At 72.8% G+C, this 20035-nt stretch carries 12 protein-coding genes; 5 read left to right on the forward strand and 7 right to left on the reverse strand.

Translation table 11 applies throughout. The features are described 5' to 3' along the window. Positions 1–150 precede the first annotated feature (150 nt). Complete coding sequence (gene mshA, locus ABD817_RS17940; protein ID WP_344919107.1) at positions 151–1455, forward strand: D-inositol-3-phosphate glycosyltransferase; 1305 nt, start codon at positions 151–153, stop codon at positions 1453–1455. Here the strand turns inward: mshA and ABD817_RS17945 are convergent. Continuing rightward, positions 1386–2171, reverse strand: a complete 786-nt coding sequence (locus ABD817_RS17945; protein ID WP_344919108.1) for a tyrosine-protein phosphatase — start codon at positions 2169–2171, stop codon at positions 1386–1388. The two genes, mshA and ABD817_RS17945, sit on opposite strands and share 70 nt — an antisense overlap. Before the next feature lie 89 nt (positions 2172–2260). Continuing rightward, the gene (locus ABD817_RS17950; RefSeq protein WP_344919109.1) at positions 2261–3715 is read right to left on the reverse strand and encodes a condensation domain-containing protein; all 1455 of its coding nucleotides are present in this window, start codon (positions 3713–3715) and stop codon (positions 2261–2263) included. 496 nt (positions 3716–4211) lie between these two features. On the opposite strand from ABD817_RS17950, the gene ABD817_RS17955 reads away from it, so the two are divergent. Next, complete coding sequence (locus tag ABD817_RS17955) at positions 4212–11213, forward strand: amino acid adenylation domain-containing protein (RefSeq protein WP_344919110.1); 7002 nt, start codon at positions 4212–4214, stop codon at positions 11211–11213. Positions 11214–11328: 115 nt separating this feature from the next. Continuing rightward, positions 11329–11712, forward strand: a complete 384-nt coding sequence (locus tag ABD817_RS17960) for an acyl carrier protein (RefSeq protein WP_344919111.1) — start codon at positions 11329–11331, stop codon at positions 11710–11712. Between the two features lie 149 nt (positions 11713–11861). Here ABD817_RS17960 and ABD817_RS17965 read toward each other — a convergent pair whose 3' ends face one another. Next, positions 11862–12797 carry an MBL fold metallo-hydrolase gene (locus ABD817_RS17965; RefSeq protein ID WP_344919112.1) on the reverse strand — a complete coding sequence of 312 codons (936 nt, stop codon included), beginning with the start codon at positions 12795–12797 and terminating at the stop codon, positions 11862–11864. A gap of 112 nt (positions 12798–12909) precedes the next feature. After that, positions 12910–14250, reverse strand: a complete 1341-nt coding sequence (locus tag ABD817_RS17970; RefSeq protein WP_344919113.1) for a carotenoid oxygenase family protein — start codon at positions 14248–14250, stop codon at positions 12910–12912. An 86-nt stretch (positions 14251–14336) separates the two neighbouring features. Between ABD817_RS17970 and ABD817_RS17975 the strand changes: the two genes are divergently transcribed. Then, positions 14337–15065, forward strand: coding sequence for a PadR family transcriptional regulator (locus tag ABD817_RS17975; RefSeq protein WP_344919114.1), 729 nt, complete (start codon positions 14337–14339; stop codon positions 15063–15065). A gap of 152 nt (positions 15066–15217) precedes the next feature. Here ABD817_RS17975 and ABD817_RS17980 read toward each other — a convergent pair whose 3' ends face one another. Together ABD817_RS17980 and ABD817_RS17985 are read right to left on the reverse strand one after the other, a co-directional pair. Continuing rightward, a complete protein-coding gene (locus tag ABD817_RS17980; protein ID WP_344919115.1) occupies positions 15218–16111 on the reverse strand; it encodes a serine/threonine-protein kinase in 894 nt (297 codons plus the stop codon). 25 nt (positions 16112–16136) lie between these two features. Further along, complete coding sequence (locus tag ABD817_RS17985; protein WP_344919116.1) at positions 16137–18080, reverse strand: HsdM family class I SAM-dependent methyltransferase; 1944 nt, start codon at positions 18078–18080, stop codon at positions 16137–16139. 84 nt (positions 18081–18164) lie between these two features. Between ABD817_RS17985 and ABD817_RS17990 the strand changes: the two genes are divergently transcribed. Continuing rightward, positions 18165–18968, forward strand: coding sequence for a PP2C family protein-serine/threonine phosphatase (locus ABD817_RS17990; protein ID WP_344919117.1), 804 nt, complete (start codon positions 18165–18167; stop codon positions 18966–18968). Between the two features lie 201 nt (positions 18969–19169). Here ABD817_RS17990 and ABD817_RS17995 read toward each other — a convergent pair whose 3' ends face one another. After that, positions 19170–20000 (reverse strand): phosphoribosylaminoimidazolesuccinocarboxamide synthase, encoded by an 831-nt coding sequence (locus ABD817_RS17995; protein WP_344919118.1) that lies wholly within the window; start codon positions 19998–20000, stop codon positions 19170–19172. Positions 20001–20035 lie beyond the last annotated feature (35 nt).

Raw genomic sequence — 20035 nt, forward strand, 5'->3', positions numbered from 1 at the left:
CCTGTGACGGCGCGGTTGCCCGGGAGGCGGGACGGCTCGCGCCGCGCCGCCCGCGAACCCGGCATCGGTGCCGGGATTCCGGTCACCGGAGATTCCCAGCCGCGGGGGCGGAGGACGACGCGTCCCGGGCGAATGCTCAAGCGGAGGTGAATGCCTGTGCCGCGACGCCTTCCCCCTCTCCGGAGGATCGCGACCGTCAGCGTCCTTACTTCCCCGTTCGCCCAGCCGGGCGGCGGCGACGCGGGGGGACTCAACGTCTACATCGTCGAGGTCGCCCGGCGGATGGCGGCGCTGGGCGTCGAGGTGGACATCTTCACGCGCGCCACCGCCCCCGGCGTGCCGCCGCTGGCCGAGCTCGCCCCCGGCGTGCTGGTCAGGCACCTGGCCGCGGGCCCGCCCAGGGAACTCGACAAGAACGACCTGCCGGACACGCTCGGTCCGTTCACCGCCGAGATGCTGCGGGCGTGGGGTGGGTACGACCTCGTGCACGCCCATCACTGGCTGGCCGGGCGGGTGGGGGCGGTCGTCAAGGAGCGCTGGGGCGTTCCCCTGGTGCAGTCCATGCACTCGCTCGGCGCGGTCAAGAACGCGTCGCTCGCGGCGGGAGACGAGCCCGAGCCGGCCGGGCGCATCGCGGGGGAGACGGAGGTGGTGGCCGCCGCCGACCGGCTCGTCGCCAACACCGTGCAGGAGGCCGGTCAGCTGGTCACGCTGTACGGGGCCGACCCGGCCAGGGTGCGGACCGTCAATCCCGGCGTCGACCTGTCCCTGTTCCGCCCCGGCTCGCGGGCCGGGGCCCGGCGCGCGCTCGGCCTCCCCCCGGACGCCGTCGTGCTGCTGTTCGCCGGGAGGGTCCAGCCGCTCAAGGCACCGGACGTCCTGCTGCACGCCGCCGCCCGGATGATCCACCACGACCCGGGCCTCACCGGGCGCCTCGTCGTGGCGGTCGTGGGCGGGCCCAGCGGAGCCGGTTGGGGACGCCCCGACCACCTGGGCAAGCTCGCCGCCACGCTCGGCATCACCGGTCAGGTACGGCTGGAGCCGCCCTGCCCGCAGCCCAGGCTCGCCGACTGGTACCGGGCGGCGACCGCCGTCGTGGTGCCCTCCCACGCCGAGACGTTCGGCCTGGTGGCCGTCGAGGCCCAGGCGTGCGGCACCCCCGTGGTCGCCGCGGCCGTCGGCGGCCTCCGCACCGCGGTGCGGGACGGGATCTCCGGCGTGCTCGTGGACGGGCACGACCCGGCCGCGTACGCCCGCGTGCTCGGCGACCTCGTGGCCGCGCCCCGGCTGCTGCGCGCCCTCGGCGAGGGGGCGCTCGCCCACGCGTCCCGGTTCGGCTGGGACCAGGCCGTCGACAGGCTGACGGAGGTGTACGCCGACGTCGCTCAGGTGGCGGGGCCGACGAGCCGGGCGCGGGCCGCGGTCAGGTCGTCGTCGCCGAGTCCGGCCCCGTGAAGGTAGGACTCGACGTCGAGCGACTCCACCGTGGCCACGATGACCTCGCGGGCCGTGGTGTTCGCGCGGGCGAGCGCAGCCTGGATCCTGGGACTCTCGTCAGGCTCGCCGAGCTTGACGAAGAGAGGCCGCAGCCGCTCGGTGCTCAGCTCGTAGTCGGCGGCGATGTCGGCGGCCGGCACGCCCGCGAGGGCGAGCATCAGCAGGATGACGAGCCCGGTGCGGTCGCGGCCCGCCATGCAGTGCACGACGACACCGCCCGGCTCGGCGCGGGCGATCGCCGATACGGCGGCGGCGCACCGCTCCGCCTTCCGCTCCAGGAAGGGCCGGTAGTACAGGGGCGTGCCGTACAGGCCCTCGGCCAGCCCGGCCCAGAACCCGGTGTCGCCGCGGTCGTCCAGGGGTACGCGCACGGTGGTCAGACCGGCGGGACGGCTCACCGTCCCGCCCCGCCAGTCGCCGTCGTTGCGCAGGTCGACGACCGTGCGGACACCGTGGTCCGCGAGCGCCTCCCACCCGGCCGGGCTGAGGCGCTCGGGGGCGTCGGAGCGGACGAGGGCGCCCCAGCGCGTCTCGCGGCCGTCGGCGGTGCGCAGGCCGCCCAGATCGCGGACGTTGTGGCAGCCGTCCCAGTCGAGGTGCCGGTCCCTCGGGACGGCGGCGTCTCCTGGGACGGCCGGTCCCTCGCGACCTCGATCGTCACGGTGGGCGTCCATGTGAGGTCCTCCCGGTGCTTCGTCGTGCCGTCGCCGTACTCGCCGCGACCGTCCCACGTTGGTCCGCCGCCCGTGTCGCCGTGTCCCCCTCAGGGGGCGGAGATCGTGCCGCCGGGCGCCGGAGGGGCTCCCGCGCACTCCGACGCGGCCCAGACCATCAGGTCCTCGACGTACAGGAGCATGTCCTCCGCGGTCTCCCCCCAGCCGGTCGCGTCACTCCACTGGAGGCTGAACACGGCGCCCGCGGGGCGGTGCAGGACGGTCATCATGTAGCGGGCGCCCAGCGGGCGGGGCGGTGAGAAGGTGACGATCCGGTCGTCCTCGTCGCCGGGGAACCCGGCGTCGCCCGCCGGCCACAGCGTGTTGAGGTCGTCCGCGACCCCCTCGTCCATGTAGCTGAACCGGGGGTAGGCCACCCCGGTCTTGTACAGGTCGCCGAGGATCTCCTCGCACATCCGCTCCGTGGCGTACGGGTCGGCGTTGGCGAACCGGTGGCCGGACAGCTGCTGGGCGGCGCAGTCCGCCAGCGCCCTCCGGTACGCGGCCCCCGGCGAGCCGGTGGACACGGTGGACACGGCGGACACGGCGGGCAGGAGCACGGGCATCGTCATGGTGGCCTTGCGCACCGACCGTCCCGCCCCCGCGGAGAAGCGGTTCGCCGAGATGGCGAAGATCCCGGCCCGCGACGACCGTTCCACCGCGCAGACGGCGGTACCGAAGGCGAGGAGGAAGGCGGCGGAGGGGGAGACGCCCGTCGCCCGCGCTATGGCGCCCGCCGCGTGCCCCGCGCGGCGGGACGCCAGCCAGCAGGAGCGGAACTCCCCCCGGCCCGGCTCGCCGGACCGCCCGAGGGGGGCACGCGAGGGCGCGTGGGGCACGTGGCCGTGGAGCGCCTTGCCGATCTCACCCAGCCGCCGCTCCCAGTAGCCCAGGGCCCGCCGCTGGTAGGCCCGCCCGGCGGGGGAGGTCTCGGAGAGGGCGACGTCGATCGGCTGCTCGACGGCGAGGCCGGAGCCGAACGGCTCGCGGCCCGCCGCGCGGGCGCGCAGGGCGTGGTTCAGGTCGTCGCAGAGGACCCGCATCCCCCACGGGTCGATCGCGACGTGGTCGACGACGAGGTCGATCCGGCGCACGTGCCCGCCCGCCGCGTCCAGGACGGCCTTGACGGGCCACTGCTCGCCGATCCTGAAGCAGGTGCGCCGCCACGGGGTGTCGAACCGCCGTCTGAAGGACACCTCGTCCTCCATCACCTGGATCACGTCGTCCAGCCGGTCGTCGGCCGGGCAGACGTACTGGAGGCTGTCCTCGCGCCCGGCGCGGCGGACCAGTGACCGCAGCCCCTCGTGCCGGGCGAGGACGTCGCGTACCGCCGCGACGACCTGGCCGACGGGCAGGTCCCGCCCCGGTACGGCGGCGCAGATGTTGTCCTCGTAGGAGGTGTCGGTGTCGGTGGGGATCCACTGGACCCACTCGTGCTGGGCCCAGGTGAGCGGTCCGTCGCGTACCACCCGCGTGTCCGGAGACCAGCCGGGTCCGGTCAACAAAGTCCCCGCCTTCGAATATCGGGAATCTCTCCCGGGGCCGGAAGCCGAAAAACGGTTCGGACGGAACGGCGAGCGGAGGGAGAGAACGTCGTGGGCGACCGTCCGGACCGTGTCCGGCGTGATTCCGCGAATCCGCCCCTGTCGTGAATCCGCCCGCGAAGCCGCTCGCCGACAATGATCAGACACTCCCGGCGGCGGCGCGGTCAACCTCCCGCACCCGCTTTCGCGGCGTGAGCACCGGCAACTAGTGCCGGGCAACATGATGTCAGCGGTACGCCCGGCGGTGGAGTGAGCGACCCGGAGCGAAGTCAGCGCCCCCTCGGCGGCGGCTTCGGTATCCGAGGCTAAATGTCTAGTCCTTGCGGATTTATGTTTTTATCTGACAGTCTTTTGTCGTGATTATGAGGGATTTCCTTTCGGGCTCGCGATCTGCCAGTGGGGAGGCCGTCATGAGAACGGCCCCCGTGCCTCTCCGGTGGGAGGCATAGGAATGGACATGCTCGCGCGGGGGGACGCGCGGGAGGGGATCGCTCCCCGGCCCGACGGTGTCCGCGAGCTGCCGCTCTCGTTCGGCCAGGAGCGCATGTGGTTCCTCGACCGGCTGGAACGGACCGGCGCCGCCCACAACGTCTTCATCGCCGAACGGCTCAGGGGGCCGCTCGACCCGGACGCCCTGGAGCGGGCGCTCGCCGGGATCGTGGTCAGGCACGAGATCCTGCGGACCCGCTTCCCTGGCAGGGACGGCGCTCCCGTCCAGATCGTCGACGAGCCGCGCCCGACCGGCGACCGGCCGCACGCCGCCGCGACCGGGACGCGAGGCGAGACGGGAGCGCGGGACGAGACCGGACCACAGGATGAGGCCGGGGTACGGGGCGAGACCGGATCACAGGGGGAGACCGGGGTACGGGGGAAGATCGGGGCACGGGGTGGGTCCGGGGCGCGGGATGAGGCCGGTTCGGGGAACGAGGGACACGACCGGCCGTACCTGGAGCTGCTGGACCTGTCGGATCTTCCCGAGGCGGAACGTGAGGCGCGGACCGCGCGGCTCGTCCGGGAGCAGATCGAGCGGCGGTTCGACCTGGCGGGCGAGCCGCCGCTCCGGGCGGGCCTGGTGCGCCTGTCCGAGCGGGAACACGCGATCTACATCGTGTTCCACCACATCGCCGTGGACGGCTGGTCGGTCGGGGTGTTCGCGCGCGAGCTGGCCACGCTGTACGGCGCGTTCCTGGCCGGTGAGCCACCGGTGTGGGAGCCGCTGCCGGTCCAGTACGCGGACTTCGCGCTGTGGCAGCGCCAACGTTCGGACGACCTGACGGACAGGACGCTCGGCTACTGGCGGCGCAGACTGGCCGACCCGCCGACGCTGGAACTCCCGACGGACCGGCCGCGCCCCGCGGTCAGGACCTCCGAGGGCGGCGCCGCCCGGCTCCGGCTCCCCGCCGAGCTGGCCGACGGTGTGGACGGGCTCGCCCGGAGCACCCGCACCACGCCGTTCATGGTGCTGCTCGCCGTGTACCTGGTCCTGCTGTCGCGCCGCTCCGGCCAGGAGGACGTCTGCGTCGGTACGCCGATCGCCGGACGGGACAGGGACGAGCTGGAGCCGCTCATCGGGCTCTTCCTCAACACGCTGGTGATCCGCGGGGACCTGTCGGGCGACCCGACCTTCGGGGAACTGCTCGTCCGGGTCCGCCGCGCGGCCCTGGAGGCGTACACCAACGCGGACCTGCCCTTCGACCGCCTGGTGAGCGAGCTGAACATCCCCAGGGACCTCAGCCGCACCCCCCTGTTCCAGGCTCAGCTCGTCCCGCACGACTATCGGGACACCGCCCTGACCCTGCCCGGGGTCACCGCCGAGCCGATCGACCCGGGCGACGCCCGGCCCGCGATGTTCGACCTGTCGCTGGAGTTCGGGCGGCGGGACGGCGGCCTCGAACTCTCGCTCGTCTACAACACGGCCCTGTTCGACCACGGCACGGCCGAGCGCATGGCGGAGCACGTCGCGGCCATGCTGCGCAGGGCCGTCGACGACCCCGGCACGAGACTGTCGGAGCTGGGCCTTCCCCCGGAGGCGGAACGCGAGCTCACCCTCACCGCGTGGAACGACACCGCCGTCCCGCTCCCGGAGACCACCCTGCACGACCTGGTCGCGGGCGAACCCGGCACGGTCGCGGCCACGTGCGGGGGGCGGAGCCTGACGTACGCGGAACTGGAGACGAGCGTCAACCGGCTGGCGAACCGGCTGCGGCGCGAGGGCGTGCGGCCCGGCGCCGTCGTGGCCGTGTGCGCCACCCGCTCGCTGGAGACGCTGGTCGCGCTGCTCGCCGTGATGAGGGCGGGCGGCGCCTACCTGCCCCTCGACCCGGACTACCCCGCCGAGCGCCTCGCCTTCGTCCTGCGCGACTCGGGCGCGGAGCTGCTCCTCACCGAGGAGCGCGTACGCGGACGGCTCCCCGAGGGGGCCGCGCGGGTCCTGCTCATCGAGGACCCCCGGGCGTTCGCCGGTGAACCCGGTACGCCCCCCGCGCCGCTCGCGACACCGGACGACCTCGCGTACGTGATCTACACGTCGGGCTCGACGGGCCGCCCCAAGGGGGTCGCGATCGAGCACCGCGCCGTGGTCAACCTGCTGCTGGCCATGAAGGACCTGCTAAACGCCGGACCCGGCCACGTCTGGCTGGCGCTCACCTCCCTGTCGTTCGACATCTCCGTGCTGGAGCTCTTCCTCCCGCTGGTCACCGGCGGCCGGGTCGTCGTCGCGGGCGGCGCGGAGGCGCCGGACGCGCTCGCGCTGGTGAGGCTCGCCGCCGGGCACGGCGTGACGCACGTCCAGGCGACGCCGTCGGGCTGGCGCGCGCTCCTCGACGCGGGATTCGACGGACCGGCGGTGACCGCCCTCGCCGGGGGCGAGGCGCTGCCGCCCGCCCTCGCCCGCGCGCTGCGAGAGCGCGTACGGGCGATGTGGAACGTGTACGGGCCCACCGAGACGACGATCTGGTCCACCCGCGAGCCGGTGCCCGCCGAGCCCGGCGCGGTGGCGATCGGCAGGCCGCTGGCCAACACCCGGGTCCACGTGCTCGACGAGAGGCTCGACCCGGTGCCCGTCGGGGTGGTCGGCGAGCTGTTCATCGCGGGGACGGGGCTGGCGCGGGGCTACCTGCACCGGCCGGGCCTGACCGCGGAGCGCTTCCTGCCCGACCCGTTCGGCCCTTCGGGCTCACGCCTGTACCGGACCGGCGACAGGGTGAGGTGGCTGGCGGACGGGCGGCTGGAGTTCCTCGGCCGGGCCGACGGCCAGGTGAAGCTGCGAGGTCACCGTATCGAGCTGGGCGAGGTCGAGGCCGCCCTGGAGACCCATCCCCGGGTCGCCCGCGCGGTCGCCGCGATCATCGACGACACCCTGGTGGCGTACGTGGTCGGGGCCTCGCCGGTCGCCGGAGAGCCCGCCGTCCCGGCCGTTGCCGCCACCGAGGACCCTGCCACCGGAGCCGGAGCCGAAGCCGGAGCTGGATTGGGCTCGGGAGCCGGTGCCGGTTCCGATGTCGAGGTCGTGAGAGGAACCGGAGCCGGGGCCGGGGATATCGCGGACGCCGCAGACACCGATACCCCCGTGACCGTCGGGGAGCCGGATCTCGCGGGACTCCGGGAGCACGTCGCGCGGTCACTGCCCGCGATCATGGTGCCCGCGGTCGTGGTGCCGCTGTCCACGCTGCCCCTCACCCCGAACGGCAAGCTCGACCGCAAGGCGCTTCCCGCGCCGGGCAGGCCGTCCGCCGGGCACGGCCGTCCGCCGGAGAGCCACCTGGAACGGCAGGTGGCCGGGATCTTCGCCGAGGTGCTGGGCGTGGCCGCCGACCGGCTCGGCGCCGACGACGACTTCTTCGGCCTGGGCGGGCACTCGCTGCTCGCGGTCAAGGTCACCGCGCGGATCGCGGCGCTGCTCGGCGTGGAGGTTCCCCTCAGGGAGCTGTTCGGCCGGCCGACGATCGCCGGGTTCGCCGAGGCCGTCGGCGCCGCCGCGTCCGGTCTCGCGGACGACCGCGACGGTCGTGCCGTCCCGCTGCGTCCGCGCCCGGACGGTACGCCGCTCGCGCTCTCGCCCGCGCAGGAGCGGCTCTGGCTCATGCACCGGGTCGATCCGGACGACGCGGCGTACAACATGTTCACCGTCTGGCGCCTGCGCGGCGATCTCGACACCGCCGCGCTGGAACACGCTCTCCGGGATCTGGCGGCGCGGCACGAGACCCTGCGCACCCGCTACCCGGAGGTGGACGGCGGGCCGGTCGCGATCACCGACCGCGCGACCGGTCCGCTGATCGAGCACATCGACCTCACCGGTGAGGAACCGGCGAGCGGGGAGGCCACCGAGGAGAGGCCCGGGGAAGCACTCGCGGGGCGGGGCGGCTCGGGAAGCGTCGAAGGACTCGCGGGAAGGACCGGCTCGGGAAGCGCCGGAGGGGTCGCGGGGAGGACCGGTCCCGGAAGTGGCGAGGGGCTCGCGGACCTCGCGAGCAGGGAGCGGGAGGCGCGGAGGCTGGTCGCGGAGCGGACCAACGCCCCCTTCGACCTCACGGGCCCGCCCCCGTTGCGGGTCAGTCTGCTGCGCCTGGCCGAGCACGACCACGTGCTCTGCGTCGTCCTCCACCACATCGCGGGTGACGGCTGGTCGCTCAACGTGCTGGCCGATGACCTGGCAGCCCTGTACGCCGCGCACAAGAACGGGACCGAGCCCGGTCTCGCCGAGCCGCCGGTGACGTACGGGGACATCGCGTTCTGGCAGCGGAGCCGCGACGACGGGGCGGCGCTCGGCTACTGGCGCGAACGGCTCGCCGACCCTCCCGTGCTGGAGTTGCCGCTCGACCGTCCCCGCCCGCAGATCTCCTCCCACATCGGGGGGTCCCACTCCTTCCGCCTGTCCGCCGATCTCGCCGCGCGGCTGGAGGAGGTGGCCCAGGAGTGCGGGGCGACCCTTTTCATGGTGCTGCTCGCCGTGTACCAGGTGCTGCTGGCCCGTCACACCGGCCAGGATGACATCATGGTCGGCTCCTCCTACGCGGGGCGGGACCGCGTCGAGCTGGAACCGGTCGTCGGTTATCTCGCCAACACCCTGGTCCTGCGGGGCGACCTGTCGGGAGACCCCTCCTTCACCGACCTCGTCGGTCGTACGCGGACGATCCTGCTGGAGGCGATGGCGTACCCGGAGGTGCCGTTCGAGAAGCTCGTGACGGAGCTGGAGGTGGAGCGCGGCCTGAGCCGTACGCCGCTCTTCCGGACCATGGCCATCCTGCACAGCCAGGACGACGGCGTCAGGGACTCCCTCGCCGACCTGGACCTGGAGTTCTTCGACGCCGGATACCGGCAGGCCAAGTTCGACCTCATGCTGGAGATGTGGCGGCGCGACGACGAGCTCTTCCTGGTGCTCGGCTACGACGCCGAGTTGTTCGAGGCCGAGACCGTCGCCCGCCTCGCGGGCCGGTTCGCCGTCCTGTGCCGCGCGGTCGCCGCCGACCCCCGCCGGGTCCTCTCCGCGCTGCCGCTGCGCACCGACGAGGACGACGCCCGGCTGCGCGTCCACGAGGAGACGACGGCCCACGTCCCGGGCCCCCTCGTGCCGGACCTCGTCGCGGAGGCGACCGCCGCGCACGCGGGCGCGACCGCGGTGGGCTGCGGCGCCGAGACGCTCACCTACGCGGGCCTGGAGCTCCGCGTCGCCTCGCTCGCCGCCCTGCTCCGGCGCCGCGGTGTCGTACGGGAGACGGTCGTCGCGGTCCTGGCGGACCGGTCGATCGACGTCGTCGTGGCACTGCTCGCCGTGTGGCGTGCCGGTGGCGCCTACCTGCCCGTCGATCCGGAACTCCCCGGGGAACGGGTCGGGACGATCCTGTCCGACAGCGGAGCCGCCCTCCTGGTGACGGCCCGCCCCCTCGACGGCCCGCCGCCGGGGGACGTCCCGGTGCTGGTCCTGGCCGACCTGGAGGCCGAGGAGCCCGGGGAGCTCACGGAGACCGCGCGTCCCGCCGACGGTGACGACGCCGCGTACGTGATCTACACCTCGGGGTCCACCGGGCGGCCCAAGGGCGTGGTGGTGGAGCACCGGGCACTGGCCGAGCGGGTGGCCTGGATGAGGGAGGCGTACGGGCTGGGGCCGGGAGACCGGGTGGTCCAGTTCGCCGCGCTCGGCTTCGACGCGCACGCCGAGGAGATCTACCCCGCCCTCGCCTCGGGAGCGGCCCTCGAACTCCTGCCGGGCGGCGCGGTCACCCTTCCCGAGGTGCTCGCCGGACCACGGGGACATGAGGTGACCGTGCTGGACCTGCCGACCGCCTACTGGCACCGGCTGGTCGACCAGCTCGACGACGTGGCCTGGCCGGAACGGCTGCGGCTGGTCATCCTCGGCGGCGAGCAGGTGCACGCGGAGGCCGTGGCCCGCTGGCGGGAGAGGTTCGGCGACCGGGTCCGGCTGGTCAACACGTACGGGCCCACCGAGGCCACGATCATCGCCACCGCGGCCGATCTCGGCTCCGCCGACACCGAGGGACGCCCGCCGATCGGACGGCCGATCGGCGGCACCCGGGCGGTCGTCGTCACCCCTCGACCCGGTGCTTCCGGAGAGGCGCCTGGTGTTTCCGAAGAGCCGCCTGGTGTTTCCGAAGAGCCGCACGGTGTTTCCGGAGAGCCGTACCGCACGCCGTCCGCTGTTTCCGGGGAGTCCCTCCGCCGTGTGCCGCCCGGTGTCCCCGGGGAGTTGCTCCTCGGCGGCGCGGGGCTCGCCCGGGGGTATCTCGGCCGTCCGGACCTGACCGCCGAGCGTTTCCCGGACGACCCGGAGATGGGACGGCTGTACCGCACCGGGGACCTGGTCCGGTGGCGCGCGGACGGCCTGCTGGAGTTCCTGGGCCGCGTCGACGACCAGATGAAGGTCCGCGGGTTCAGGATCGAGCCCGCCGAGATCGAGGGACGCCTCCTCGCCCACCCCGGCGTACGGCAGGCGGCGGTGACCGCCCGTGAGGACAGGCTGGTCGCCTACGTCGCGGGCCCGGCCGACCCGGTGGAGCTCCGGCGCGACCTCGCCGTGGTGCTCCCGCCGTACATGGTCCCCGATGTCTGGGTGACCCTGGACGAGCTGCCGCTGACCACCGGAGGGAAGATCGACCGCCGTGCGCTGCCCGCGCCCGGCCTCGACCTCGACGAGGACCGGCCCTTCGTGGAGCCCAGGAACGACGCGGAGATCCTCGTGGCGGGCGTCTGGCAGGAGGTGCTGGGGGTCGGCAAGGTCGGCGCGCTCGACGACTTCTTCGCGCTGGGCGGCCACTCGCTGCTCGCCGTGCGCGTCGGATCCCGCCTGCGTACGGCCGCGAAGATCGACGTTCCCATGCGTGAGCTCTTCAGGAACCGTACGGTGGCCGATCTCGCGGTCGTGGTGGAGCGGATCCTGATGGAGGAACTGTCCGCGCTGACGGACGAGGAGGTCGCCCGGATACTCGGCACGGACGGCTCCTGACCGCGCCCCCCTTCCCCATGGCTTTTCCCACGACGACCGACGAGCCGGAGGAGAACCCGGCCCCCTTCCCGGGCTGGAACCCGGGGTCTTCCACAGCTCCCACAGGAGGTATTCGATGAGTCACCAAGACGTCGCCGGTCCGGCCGGTCCGACAGGTCTGGCCGAACCGGCGGAACCAGCCGGTCCTGCCGGGCAGGCGGCGGTGGCCGAGCGGGCCGGGGGTACGGCGGGGGAGGGCGCCCCTCTTTCCGGGGACGCTCTCCGGCTGTGGCTGGCCGGGGCCTTGTCCACGGCGTGCGACGGGGAACTCTCCGCCCAGGAAATCCTCGACTCCGACAACTCGTTCGTCGCCATGGGGATCACGTCGATCGCCACGATCCGCCTGGTCGACCTCATCGAGGCGGAGCTGGACGTCATGATCGACTTTGGCGGTGACACCTGGTTCCTCCAGGACCTGGACGCCCTGACCGCCTACCTGACCGACCTCACCCGCTCCTGAGGGACCGTCGCATCCGCTCCTGAGGGATCGCCGCCGGACGCGAGCCCGGTACTCCGTCCGGCGCGACCTGTCCCGCCGGACGTGCCCTTCGCCGCCCGGATGGTCCTCCCGGCCCGCTTGCTCTTCGAGGGTCTGACGCGACCGCCCCGTCAGAGGTGACCCATCGCGCGGCCGAGGGCGATCCCGGTGGTCTCCTCGGGGTACGGGGACAGGCGCACGGCGTCGGCGGGAGACAGGAGACCCGTGGTCACCTGCTCGCACAGGTGGGCCAGGGCGGTGATCTCCGCGTGCTGGGCGACGACGAACGCGCGGCCGACCGGGTCACCGTGACCGGGAACGACCGTACCGCCGTGACCGTGACCGGCCGCGCGGCCCAGGTCCGGGCCGGTGGCGGAGCGGGAGACGGCCGTGTCGTCGTGACCGTTCCCGGGGCCGGTCGCGCCGCCAGGACCGTCGCCGGGGCCGTCGTCGAGCAGGTCGAGCAGGTCGAGCAGCCCGGCGACCGTGGCGGGCCATTCGAGGGGATAGGCGTCCTCGTAGGCGGGCGGCGCGCCGTTCTCCACGAGGTCCCCGGCGAAGATCACCCCGGCGTCCGGTACGTGGACGACCAGATCGTTGCCGGAATGGCCACGGCCGAGATGGGCCAGGACGATCGGGCGGCCTCCGACGACCAGCCGCGCCCGGTCGGTCACGAGATGGTCCGGCGGCACGATCTCGGTCCTCGCGATGTCGTCGGCGATGTCCGGGCGTCCCAGATCCCGGTAGTGGCGTGCCCACTCCTCCTTGGCCCGGTCGCCGTTCTCGACCAGGTCGGCGCGGCAGCCCTCGTGCGCCCAGACGGGGCGGCCGAGGAACGGCCGGGTGCCGAAGCTGTGGTCGAAGTGCGAGTGGGTGATCGCCACCGTCCACGGGTCGCGGGTGATCCGCCTGACCTCCGAGAGCAGCTCCGCCCCCTGCCGCTCGTCCCCCCGCGTGTCGACCACCAGGCAGCCGCCGTCGCCCATGACCAGCCCCACCGACAGGTCCAGCTCGGCGTACCGCCGCACCAGCACCCGATCCGCCACCTCGACCCATCGACCTTCCACGGGTCGTATTCTTCCCGACCGCCGAGGTCGGCCGAGGCGACCGGGACACCGGCCCCGCCGAACCGTGCGAACCGCCCGGAAGGTCCCCCGTCCCGCCGGTGGGGCGGCGGGGTCAGGAGTCGGCGAACCAGGAGCCGTGGAAGCCCGCGGGCACCCGGCGCGGCAGCCGTACCGTCGCCACGGACTCCAGCGTCCCGGCGTCCAGCACCCGCAGCGACGAGTCGTTCCCCGCCGTGACGATCGACATCAGCCAGCCGTCGTCCTCGGCCCGCGCGTTTCCCGAGGGGACGAACACGGCCTCGCCCGTCGCGCCGCCGGTCTCCCTGACGTCGCTCGCGCCGGTCTCCACGTCGTACTTGACGATCGTGTTGTGGGCCACGGTGTACAGGTAGCGGCTGGGGAGACCGGTTCGTGCCGGGTTGACCGTGGGAAACTCGGTCGCACGGTCGTCGAGGTGCTCGTCCTTCGCGATGCCGCTCTCCGGGTCGAGCGTCCACCGGTGCAGGCTCGCCCCCAGCCGGACGTCTCCCGGGGCGGCGGGGCCGGGAACCCCGCCCGTGCCGCCGCTGATCCTTTCCCACAGGCCCTGGAAGCTTCGCGGCGTGTAGCGGATCGCGTCGAGGACCACCCGGCCCGCGGCGTCCTCGTGGGCGTTGCCGACGTGGAAGACGTAACACGGGTCCACGTCGAACCAGCGCACCCGCCCGTCGGCCCGGCCCATGACGCCGAGCCGGGCGCCGTAGGCGTCGTCCCAGCGGTAGGGGAGGCCGCGACGCTCCATGGCCACCTCCATGTCGAAGAGCACCGGCAGGTCCAGCCAGACCACGTGGTTCTCGGTGATCGCGAAGTCGTGCATCATGGTCGGCCCGGGGACCTCGACCTGCCGGCTCTCGACCAGCTCGCCGCCGGCCGACAGGCGGTGGTAGGTGAGGTACGGAGGGGCGAAGCCGTAGCCGAAGAACAGCAGCTCCCCGGTGCGCGGGTCCTCCTTGGGGTGGGCGGTCATCGCCGTGGTGAGCCTGCCGCCGAAGTCGCAGGAGCCGATCGTGTCCAGCTCGGGGCCGATCTCGTACGGCAGGCCGCTCTCGACCAGCGCGAAGATCCGTTCGGAGTGCCGGATCACGCTGGTGTTGGCGGTGACGGCGGCCAGGTCGCGCTCGCCGGAGTCCGTCTCGCCGGAGTCCGTGAGGAACAGGGGGTCGTCGGTGAACGAGGTGGTCCGCGTCCACCGGTTGCGGTACCACTCGGCGCGGCCGTCGCGCAGGCGGACGCCGTGGAGCATGCCGTGACCGGCGAACCAGTGCCCCGGGTCCTGGCCCGGCAGCGGGTTGGGACCGTTGCGGAAATAACGCCCCGTCAGCTCGGCAGGGAGAACCCCGTCGACAGGGAGGTCGTGGGCGTCGGTCTCGTCGGGAACAGGGGCGAGGTCGCCCTGCAGGTAGGACGGGGTCATGGCTCCTCCTCAATATTCTACTAGTGACATGTCAAAAGTAGAACTTCCATAAATGACATGTCAATAGAGAAATGTAAGATGCCGTCATGAGTCTCCGACACGCGCTCCTGGGTCTGCTCTACGAGGGTCCGGCGAGCGGCTACGACCTGATGAAGCTGTTCGAGATCTCCCTCGACAACGTCTGGGCCGCCACCCAGAGCCAGCTCTACGGCGAGCTCGGCCGCCTCGCCGCCGCCGGGCTGATCGAGGTCGTCGCCGAGGGGCCACGGGGTCGTAAGGAGTACGCGCTGACGGAGCCGGGCCTGGTCGAGCTGCGCCACTGGCTGACCAAGGTCGAACCCGAGCGGGTCCGCCGCAGCGACATGCTGCTCCGGGTCTTCTTCCTGGGGACGGTCGATCCCGCCCAGGCCAGTGCCTACCTGGCCAGGCAGGGCGCCGTCGCGGCCGAGCAGCACGAACGGCTCAGCCAGATCCGCCCGCTGACCGAGGGCCCCGAACAGGTCTCCATCTACGGGCGGCTCGCCCTGGAGTGGGGCCTGCGCGCCAGCGTCATGGAGCAGGAGTGGGCCGAGTGGGCCGCCCGCGAGATCGAGACCTTCGCCACCGCCGAGGCAACCCGGGACACGCGGGCAACACCGGACGCCCAGGACGGACGGAAAGCACAGGACACACAAGACGAGCACGACGAACGGGGCGAGCGGGACGGGGAAGGTGAGCGGGACGGGCAGCCCCGGGGTGAGCACACCACCGACGCCGAGCATCCGGACCCGGGCCGTGAGACGCCGGAGGCCGGTAAGGCGACCGCCGACCGCTAGGAACCCGCGACGGGGCCAGGCCGGGGGCCGTGCGGACAATACCCGGCCCGACCCCGTGATGCCCGGCCCCGCCCCGTGATACCCGGTCCCACTCGGGCGGTGCCCGACGGTGCCCGGCCCCGCCCGACGGCGTCACGGGCGCCGTGGATCCGTCAGCCCAGGACCCGGCCGACCATCCGCGCGTACATCCGCCCCGGGCTCGGCACCGACGACGGGTGCAGGAAGCCGGGGAGCATCGGCAGGTCCACCGCGAAGGGTTGCAGCCGCTCGTAGAGGACGTCGGCGCTCGGGGGGCGGTTGTCGGGGTCCTTCTCCAGCAGTTCGGCGACCAGGCGGTTCAGCTCGTCCGGCACCCCGGGCACCTCCGGCGGGCGTTCCTTCACCTGGCGCTCGAACACGGCGTACTCGGTGGGGCCGGTGAACAGCTGGCGGCCCGTCAGCATCTCGTGGATCACGCACCCGAGGGCGTAGAGGTCGCTGCGGGGGCCGGACAGGCCGCGCTGGATCTGCTCGGGGGCCATGTACGACGGGGTGCCGAGGATCTGGCCCGTCCGGGTGAACTGGGTCGAGCCGGACTCGCGCAGCACGGCCAGGCCGAAGTCGAGGACCTTCACGCTCCCGTCGGGGCAGAGCATCAGGTTGGTCGGCTTCAGGTCGCGGTGGTAGATGGACAGCGCGTGGGCGGCCGTCAGCACCGCGCAGGCCTGGGCGGCGATCGCCGCGGCCCAGGGCACCGGGAGCGGGCCGTGCTCGCTGACCACGTCGGCCACGGTGACGCCCTCGATGAACTGCATCACCTGGAACAATCGCTGGTCGAAGGTGCCGAAGTCGTACAGGACCGGAGCGCCGGGGTGCTCCAGCCTGGCCAGGATGCGGGCCTCGCGCAGGAAGCGCCGCTTCAGCTCCTCGTCGGGGCCGGTGAGGAACTTCAGGAACTTGACGGCCACCCTGCGGTCGAGATGCTTGTCGTGACCGCCGTAGACGGCCCCCATGCCCCCCTGGCCGAGAGGAAGGTCGTCGAGCACGTATCGGTCGCCGATGACCATCGACCCTCCCATGGACCTGCGGGCATCAAGCCCCTTGGTCGCACGGCCGGAGATGACCGTCGACCAGTCCGTCAAAGCCTAGCCGGATCAGCGTTTCCCCCAGCGTCCGCGTTTCGCGCAGTCTGTCCTCCAGCTCGAACAGCTCGCGGAAGGCCGTACCGTACAGCCGCTGGTCGGACAGGGGCAGCATGGGCACCCGCGCCCGTCGCACGTCGAGGCGGCTGGAGCTGGGATGGATCCTGGCCGCGTCGGCCGAGCGCAGGAAACCGGCGAGGAACCCGGAGTCGAGCCGCTGCGGGTCGACCCGGTAGAGCGTGAGCTGCGGGCCGAGTGCCGCGCCACTCTGGGTGATCACCCTGACCGCGCCCAGCACGGTGGTCACCACGTCGCCCGGTCTGATCATGACCAGGGCCGGGTCGAGGGTGGTGCGGCCCGAGGGCGGCGTGCCCGCCGCGGTGTCGTCGGCGGTCAGTACCGGGAGCGGGCCCTCGTCGGCGGACATCCTCGCCGGAGCCTGCAAAATCGTGATCAGTCCGGCCTTGGCCAGCTCGCCGATCGTGGTGGTCGGCAGGTCCTGCCGCTCGGTGAGCACCTGGAGGGCGGGGATGGCGTCCGGCAGCAGGGCCGAGGTCTCCTTGAACCTGGCCAGGGCGTCGGTGAAGTCACGTGGGAAGTCGAGGCCGCCGTGCTGCGGGCGGTGCCTGGACGGGGCGAGGTCGACCTCGTCGTCGAGCAGGTCGATGATCCGCACCGTCCGGCTCTCACCGGACAGCTCGGCCTCGGGGTTCTCCACGTACGCGCGCCAGGCGGGCTCCACGATCGACAGGTCCTCACCCGCGTCCACCACCAGCAGCTGGGACGGGGAACGCCCGCCGTCGGGCCTGCGGAGCATCCACAGGTCGGGGCCGCCGGGTGCCAGCGTCACCACGGCCCGCAGCGCTCCCGCCCGGAGCAGGTTGCCGCGGATCCGCTTGCCGGGACGGCGGCTGGCGGCGGCGGTGGGCATCAGGATCGCCACCAGGCCGCCCGGCCTCACCCGGGCCAGGCAGTGCTGCACCCAGGCGAGCTCCGACTCCCCGCGCGGCGGCAGCCCGTACTCCCAGCGCGGGTCACCCGCGAGCTCCTCGTGTCCCCAGACCCGCTCGTTGAACGGCGGGTCGCAGACCACGGCGTCGGCGGGCTCGCCGGCCAGGCGGTCATCGCGCAGGGAGTCACCGGCGACGATCCGCGCCTCGGCTCCGCGCAGCAGCACCCGTACGGCGGTGAGCAGCGCGTTCGTCTCGTTGATCTCCTGTCCCATCAGGACGGTCTTCCGGTCCTCCGGCACGCCTTCTCGCCGCCCGGTCCAGGAGTCCGCGCCCAGCAGCAGCGTCCCGACGCCACACGCGGGGTCGAGGACGACGCCCCCGTCCCCGGCCGCCAGCCGGACCATCAGGGCGGCCACGTCGTCCCTGGTGACCGGGAGACGGCGGGAATGGGCCTCGACGTAGCGCTCGAACAGGAACTCGAAGACCTCCAGCGGCCCTCGTTCGGCGGCCAGTTCCGCGACCAGCCGGACGAGGGCCAGGTCGTCCAGGCGGAGATCGGCGGAGCCGGGGAGATCCGTCGTCACCTCGGCCACGCGGGTGAGAGACTTCGTACCATGATCACGCCAGGCGGTGGGCTCGCGGCGCAGGAACAGCAGGAACGCGCCGACCCTGGCCACCAGTCCGCCCAGCCTGAGGTCGTCGACAGAGGTGCGCATCCGCTGCCAGACCAGGTCGCCGAGCGAGACCTCGAACGACTTGCCGTTCGCGCGCAACCACACGGCGATCTCGGGCAGGGAGAACAGCGGGCTGGAGGTGGTGCCGCCCACCGGCTGGGGAAAGTCCTCGTGGCGGCGGCGCCAGTTGCTCACCGCAGCCCTGCCGACCCCGGCGAGCCTGGCGATGTCGCCCGCGTTCACGGTGATCTCCTGGCTCTCCTCCATGATGGGCCACAGTAGTTGACTGTGCCGCAACGGTCTACAACGACTTTGCTTGTGAAGTGCTTCAACCAATGATTTACTGCCCTCATGGCACTGAACCAACCACTTGCACTGCGCTACGCGGCCCGCTCCGATGTGGGTGTCCGTCGTGAGGCGAACGAGGATTCGGGCTACGCGAGCGCGCGCCTGCTCGCCATAGCCGACGGCATGGGTGGTCATGCGGGTGGAGAGGTCGCCAGCTCACTTGCCGTCACAGCCATGGCGAAACTGGACGACACCCTGCCCGCCGATGGTGTCGACCTGCTCGCCGCGCTCAAGGATGCCGCCAGGGACGTGAACCACACGCTGCGCGACATGAGCGAGCAGGACCCCACGCTCCGTGGCATGGGCACCACGTTGACCGCCATGCTCTGGGACGGCGCCACCTTCGCCCTGGCCCACGTGGGAGACTCGCGGGCCTACATGTTGCGCGACGGCGCCCTCTACCAGATCACCCACGACCACACCCTGGTCCAGTCGCTGGTGGACGAGGGGCGGATCACCCCGGAGCAGGCCGCCGAGCACCCGCGCCGGTCGATGGTGCTGCGGGTCCTCGAAGGCACCGGTGACGGCGAGCTGGACCTGTCGCTGCGCGAGGCCTACCCCGAGGACCGCTACCTGCTCTGCTCCGACGGCCTGACCGCCGTGGTCGGCCCCGAGACCCTGTTCAACACGCTGACGGAGATCTCCGACCCCGACGAGGCCGCCCGCTGGCTCATCGACCTGGCCAACCGGGGCGGCGGTCCCGACAACATCACCTGCATCGTGGCCGACTTCGGGGCGCCCACCGACGCGGCCCAGCAGGGCCCGACCGTCGTGGGCGCCGCGGTCGAGCGGAAACTCTCCCTCTGACCGACCCGTGAGCCCCCGGCCCCTCGGCCCCGCGGGCTCCGGTCCTCAGGTCTTACGGGGTCGGCGAGAGCCGGCGCCCGCACGATCCCGTGCCGGTCCGCAGCCGGCCCGGAGCCGACACATCGACACAGCCGACATGAGGCCGACGCGACACCAGCCGGCCTCAGCCCGCCTCAGCGGGAGGCCGTACCCCTTCGGCACTCACCAGGTCCTGCCGGTGATGCGCTCGTACGCCTCGATGTAGCGCTCCCGGGTGACCTTCACGATCTCGGCGGGCACCTCCGGAGCGGGCTCCTTCTTGTCCCAGCCCGTGCCGGTCGCCCAGTCGCGCACGTACTGCTTGTCGAAGGAGAACTGCGCGTGGCCGGGCTCCCACCGGTCGGCGGGCCAGAAGCGGGAGGAGTCGGAGGTCAGCACCTCGTCGCCGAGCACGAGCGTGCCGTCGGCGGCCCGGCCCAGCTCGATCTTGGTGTCGGCGATGATGACGCCCCGCTCCGCGGCGAGCTCGGAGCCGCGCCGGTAGACCTCCAGCGTGATCCGCCTGAACTCCTCGGCGGCCTCCGCACCCTCCAGGGCGACGACGTCCTCGAAGGCGATGGGTTCGTCGTGCTGCCCGAGCGGCGCCTTGGTGCTCGGGGTGAAGATGGGCTCGGGAAGCCTGGAGCCGTCGACCAGTCCGGGCGGCAGCGGCACACCCGACACCGACCCGTTCGCCCGATACTCCTTCAGCCCGCTGCCGGTCAGGTAGCCGCGCGCGATGCACTCGACCTGCACCATGTCCAGCCTCCGGCACCGCACCGCCCGCCCCTCGAACTCGGCGGGCACGTCGGTCGCCGAGATCACGTGGTTGGGCACGATGTCGGCGAGCTGCTCGAACCACCACAGCGACAGCCGCGTGAGGATCTTCCCCTTGTCGGGGATCGGGGTGGGCAGGATCACGTCGTACACCGAGACCCGGTCGGACGCCACGAGGACGATGTCCCCGCGATCCTCGTAGACGTCGCGGACCTTCCCGGAATGAAGAAGCTTCACTGCGTTCCTTGCTCTCGCTCGACCCGGCGGCCCTC

Source organism: Streptosporangium oxazolinicum, from assembly GCF_039537505.1.
Classification (GTDB): Bacteria; Actinomycetota; Actinomycetes; order Streptosporangiales; family Streptosporangiaceae; genus Streptosporangium; species Streptosporangium oxazolinicum.

What these genes read in the sequence shown, in the direction of transcription:
- mshA (WP_344919107.1), top strand. Translation starts at nt 151, where the DNA reads ATGCCTGTGCCGCGACGCCTTCCCCCTCTCCGGAGGATCGCGACCGTC.
- ABD817_RS17975 (WP_344919114.1), top strand. Translation starts at nt 14,337, where the DNA reads ATGAGTCTCCGACACGCGCTCCTGGGTCTGCTCTACGAGGGTCCGGCG.
- ABD817_RS17960 (WP_344919111.1), top strand. Translation starts at nt 11,329, where the DNA reads ATGAGTCACCAAGACGTCGCCGGTCCGGCCGGTCCGACAGGTCTGGCC.
- ABD817_RS17985 (WP_344919116.1), bottom strand. Translation starts at nt 18,080, where the DNA reads ATGGAGGAGAGCCAGGAGATCACCGTGAACGCGGGCGACATCGCCAGG.
- ABD817_RS17955 (WP_344919110.1), top strand. Translation starts at nt 4,212, where the DNA reads ATGCTCGCGCGGGGGGACGCGCGGGAGGGGATCGCTCCCCGGCCCGAC.
- ABD817_RS17990 (WP_344919117.1), top strand. Translation starts at nt 18,165, where the DNA reads ATGGCACTGAACCAACCACTTGCACTGCGCTACGCGGCCCGCTCCGAT.
- ABD817_RS17980 (WP_344919115.1), bottom strand. Translation starts at nt 16,111, where the DNA reads ATGGTCATCGGCGACCGATACGTGCTCGACGACCTTCCTCTCGGCCAG.
- ABD817_RS17945 (WP_344919108.1), bottom strand. Translation starts at nt 2,171, where the DNA reads ATGGACGCCCACCGTGACGATCGAGGTCGCGAGGGACCGGCCGTCCCA.
- ABD817_RS17970 (WP_344919113.1), bottom strand. Translation starts at nt 14,250, where the DNA reads ATGACCCCGTCCTACCTGCAGGGCGACCTCGCCCCTGTTCCCGACGAG.